The organism is Pseudomonas sp. GW821-FHT11D10 (genome assembly GCF_058808435.1).
In genome coordinates this window covers 1-5098 of sequence record NZ_JBXARR010000016.1, presented here as the reverse complement: position 1 = coordinate 5098, position 5098 = coordinate 1, and the positions used below count along the sequence as shown (strand labels likewise).

Annotated in this window: 2 tRNA genes and 2 rRNA genes; all 4 read left to right on the top strand. The window is 51.7% G+C overall.

Annotated elements, in window-relative coordinates:
* Positions 1–104: 104 nt before the first annotated feature.
* Positions 105–1641: ribosomal RNA gene (locus AC1RT4_RS28960) — 16S ribosomal RNA — on the top strand.
* An 81-nt stretch (positions 1642–1722) separates the two neighbouring features.
* Positions 1723–1799 (top strand) — tRNA-Ile (locus AC1RT4_RS28955).
* A 30-nt stretch (positions 1800–1829) separates the two neighbouring features.
* Positions 1830–1905: transfer RNA gene (locus AC1RT4_RS28950), tRNA-Ala, on the top strand.
* Positions 1906–2149: 244 nt separating this feature from the next.
* Positions 2150–5040, top strand: a 23S ribosomal RNA gene (locus AC1RT4_RS28945).
* The 16S and 23S rRNA genes sit together here with 2 tRNA genes alongside, the layout of an rRNA operon.
* Positions 5041–5098 lie beyond the last annotated feature (58 nt).

Below are 5098 nucleotides of genomic sequence, written 5' to 3'. Positions count from 1 at the left end.
GTCAACAAGATTATCAGCATCACAAGTTACTCCGCGAGAAATCAAAGATGTAACCAACGATTGCTGAGCCAAGTTTAGGGTTTCTTAAAAACCCAAAGATGTTTGAACTGAAGAGTTTGATCATGGCTCAGATTGAACGCTGGCGGCAGGCCTAACACATGCAAGTCGAGCGGATGAAGGGAGCTTGCTCCTGGATTCAGCGGCGGACGGGTGAGTAATGCCTAGGAATCTGCCTGGTAGTGGGGGACAACGTTTCGAAAGGAACGCTAATACCGCATACGTCCTACGGGAGAAAGCAGGGGACCTTCGGGCCTTGCGCTATCAGATGAGCCTAGGTCGGATTAGCTAGTTGGTGAGGTAATGGCTCACCAAGGCGACGATCCGTAACTGGTCTGAGAGGATGATCAGTCACACTGGAACTGAGACACGGTCCAGACTCCTACGGGAGGCAGCAGTGGGGAATATTGGACAATGGGCGAAAGCCTGATCCAGCCATGCCGCGTGTGTGAAGAAGGTCTTCGGATTGTAAAGCACTTTAAGTTGGGAGGAAGGGTTGTAGATTAATACTCTGCAATTTTGACGTTACCGACAGAATAAGCACCGGCTAACTCTGTGCCAGCAGCCGCGGTAATACAGAGGGTGCAAGCGTTAATCGGAATTACTGGGCGTAAAGCGCGCGTAGGTGGTTCGTTAAGTTGGATGTGAAATCCCCGGGCTCAACCTGGGAACTGCATCCAAAACTGGCGAGCTAGAGTATGGTAGAGGGTGGTGGAATTTCCTGTGTAGCGGTGAAATGCGTAGATATAGGAAGGAACACCAGTGGCGAAGGCGACCACCTGGACTGATACTGACACTGAGGTGCGAAAGCGTGGGGAGCAAACAGGATTAGATACCCTGGTAGTCCACGCCGTAAACGATGTCAACTAGCCGTTGGGAGCCTTGAGCTCTTAGTGGCGCAGCTAACGCATTAAGTTGACCGCCTGGGGAGTACGGCCGCAAGGTTAAAACTCAAATGAATTGACGGGGGCCCGCACAAGCGGTGGAGCATGTGGTTTAATTCGAAGCAACGCGAAGAACCTTACCAGGCCTTGACATCCAATGAACTTTCCAGAGATGGATTGGTGCCTTCGGGAACATTGAGACAGGTGCTGCATGGCTGTCGTCAGCTCGTGTCGTGAGATGTTGGGTTAAGTCCCGTAACGAGCGCAACCCTTGTCCTTAGTTACCAGCACGTAATGGTGGGCACTCTAAGGAGACTGCCGGTGACAAACCGGAGGAAGGTGGGGATGACGTCAAGTCATCATGGCCCTTACGGCCTGGGCTACACACGTGCTACAATGGTCGGTACAAAGGGTTGCCAAGCCGCGAGGTGGAGCTAATCCCATAAAACCGATCGTAGTCCGGATCGCAGTCTGCAACTCGACTGCGTGAAGTCGGAATCGCTAGTAATCGCGAATCAGAATGTCGCGGTGAATACGTTCCCGGGCCTTGTACACACCGCCCGTCACACCATGGGAGTGGGTTGCACCAGAAGTAGCTAGTCTAACCTTCGGGAGGACGGTTACCACGGTGTGATTCATGACTGGGGTGAAGTCGTAACAAGGTAGCCGTAGGGGAACCTGCGGCTGGATCACCTCCTTAATCGACGACATCAGCTGCTCCATAAGTTCCCACACGAATTGCTTGATTCATTGAAGAAGACGAAAGAAGCAGCCCGAAATTGGGTCTGTAGCTCAGTTGGTTAGAGCGCACCCCTGATAAGGGTGAGGTCGGCAGTTCGAATCTGCCCAGACCCACCAATTTTGTGTGGGAAACGCCTGTAGAAATACGGGGCCATAGCTCAGCTGGGAGAGCGCCTGCCTTGCACGCAGGAGGTCAGCGGTTCGATCCCGCTTGGCTCCACCACTACTGCTTCTGAAGTAAGAGCTTAGAAATGAGCATTCCATCGTTGTGATGGTGAATGTTGATTTCTAGTCTTTGACTAGTTCGTTCTTTAAAAATTTGGGTATGTGATAGAAAGATAGACTGAGATCCACTTTCACTGGTGGTGATCAGGCTAAGGTAAAATTTGTGAGTTCTCTTAGTTGAGAAATTCGAATTTTCGGCGAATGTCGTCTTCACAGTATAACCAGATTGCTTGGGGTTATATGGTCAAGTGAAGAAGCGCATACGGTGGATGCCTTGGCAGTCAGAGGCGATGAAAGACGTGGTAGCCTGCGAAAAGCTTCGGGGAGTCGGCAAACAGACTTTGATCCGGAGATGTCTGAATGGGGGAACCCAGCCATCATAAGATGGTTATCTTGTACTGAATACATAGGTGCAAGAGGCGAACCAGGGGAACTGAAACATCTAAGTACCCTGAGGAAAAGAAATCAACCGAGATTCCCTTAGTAGTGGCGAGCGAACGGGGACTAGCCCTTAAGTGGCTTTGAGATTAGCGGAACGCTCTGGAAAGTGCGGCCATAGTGGGTGATAGCCCTGTACGCGAAAGTCTCTTAGTCATGAAATCGAGTAGGACGGAGCACGAGAAACTTTGTCTGAATATGGGGGGACCATCCTCCAAGGCTAAATACTACTGACTGACCGATAGTGAACTAGTACCGTGAGGGAAAGGCGAAAAGAACCCCGGAGAGGGGAGTGAAATAGATCCTGAAACCGTATGCGTACAAGCAGTGGGAGCAGACTTTGTTCTGTGACTGCGTACCTTTTGTATAATGGGTCAGCGACTTATTTTCAGTGGCGAGCTTAACCGAATAGGGGAGGCGTAGCGAAAGCGAGTCTTAATAGGGCGTCTAGTCGCTGGGAATAGACCCGAAACCGGGCGATCTATCCATGGGCAGGTTGAAGGTTAGGTAACACTGACTGGAGGACCGAACCGACTACCGTTGAAAAGTTAGCGGATGACCTGTGGATCGGAGTGAAAGGCTAATCAAGCTCGGAGATAGCTGGTTCTCCTCGAAAGCTATTTAGGTAGCGCCTCATGTATCACTGTAGGGGGTAGAGCACTGTTTCGGCTAGGGGGTCATCCCGACTTACCAAACCGATGCAAACTCCGAATACCTACAAGTGCCGAGCATGGGAGACACACGGCGGGTGCTAACGTCCGTCGTGAAAAGGGAAACAACCCAGACCGTCAGCTAAGGTCCCAAAGTTATGGTTAAGTGGGAAACGATGTGGGAAGGCTTAGACAGCTAGGAGGTTGGCTTAGAAGCAGCCACCCTTTAAAGAAAGCGTAATAGCTCACTAGTCGAGTCGGCCTGCGCGGAAGATGTAACGGGGCTCAAACCATACACCGAAGCTACGGGTATCACGTAAGTGATGCGGTAGAGGAGCGTTCTGTAAGCCTGTGAAGGTGAGTTGAGAAGCTTGCTGGAGGTATCAGAAGTGCGAATGCTGACATGAGTAACGACAATGGGTGTGAAAAACACCCACGCCGAAAGACCAAGGTTTCCTGCGCAACGTTAATCGACGCAGGGTTAGTCGGTCCCTAAGGCGAGGCTGAAAAGCGTAGTCGATGGAAAACAGGTTAATATTCCTGTACTTCTGGTTATTGCGATGGAGGGACGGAGAAGGCTAGGCCAGCTTGGCGTTGGTTGTCCAAGTTTAAGGTGGTAGGCTGGAATCTTAGGTAAATCCGGGATTCCAAGGCCGAGAGCTGATGACGAGTTGCCTTTAGGCGACGAAGTGGTTGATGCCATGCTTCCAAGAAAAGCTTCTAAGCTTCAGATAACCAGGAACCGTACCCCAAACCGACACAGGTGGTTGGGTAGAGAATACCAAGGCGCTTGAGAGAACTCGGGTGAAGGAACTAGGCAAAATGGCACCGTAACTTCGGGAGAAGGTGCGCCGGTGAGGGTGAAGCACTTGCTGCGTAAGCCCACGCCGGTCGAAGATACCAGGCCGCTGCGACTGTTTATTAAAAACACAGCACTCTGCAAACACGAAAGTGGACGTATAGGGTGTGACGCCTGCCCGGTGCCGGAAGGTTAATTGATGGGGTTAGCTAACGCGAAGCTCTTGATCGAAGCCCCGGTAAACGGCGGCCGTAACTATAACGGTCCTAAGGTAGCGAAATTCCTTGTCGGGTAAGTTCCGACCTGCACGAATGGCGTAACGATGGCGGCGCTGTCTCCACCCGAGACTCAGTGAAATTGAAATCGCTGTGAAGATGCAGTGTATCCGCGGCTAGACGGAAAGACCCCGTGAACCTTTACTATAGCTTTGCACTGGACTTTGAATTTGCTTGTGTAGGATAGGTGGGAGGCTTTGAAGCGTGGACGCCAGTTCGCGTGGAGCCATCCTTGAAATACCACCCTGGCAACTTTGAGGTTCTAACTCAGGTCCGTTATCCGGATCGAGGACAGTGTATGGTGGGTAGTTTGACTGGGGCGGTCTCCTCCTAAAGAGTAACGGAGGAGTACGAAGGTGCGCTCAGACCGGTCGGAAATCGGTCGTAGAGTATAAAGGCAAAAGCGCGCTTGACTGCGAGACAGACACGTCGAGCAGGTACGAAAGTAGGTCTTAGTGATCCGGTGGTTCTGTATGGAAGGGCCATCGCTCAACGGATAAAAGGTACTCCGGGGATAACAGGCTGATACCGCCCAAGAGTTCATATCGACGGCGGTGTTTGGCACCTCGATGTCGGCTCATCACATCCTGGGGCTGAAGCCGGTCCCAAGGGTATGGCTGTTCGCCATTTAAAGTGGTACGCGAGCTGGGTTTAGAACGTCGTGAGACAGTTCGGTCCCTATCTGCCGTGGACGTTTGAGATTTGAGAGGGGCTGCTCCTAGTACGAGAGGACCGGAGTGGACGAACCTCTGGTGTTCCGGTTGTCACGCCAGTGGCATTGCCGGGTAGCTATGTTCGGGAAAGATAACCGCTGAAAGCATCTAAGCGGGAAACTTGCCTCAAGATGAGATCTCACTGGAACCTTGAGTTCCCTGAAGGGCCGTCGAAGACTACGACGTTGATAGGTTGGGTGTGTAAGCGCTGTGAGGCGTTGAGCTAACCAATACTAATTGCCCGTGAGGCTTGACCATATAACACCCAAGCAATTTGACTACTCGAAAGAGCATCAGATTGCGGTGTGTGAAGACG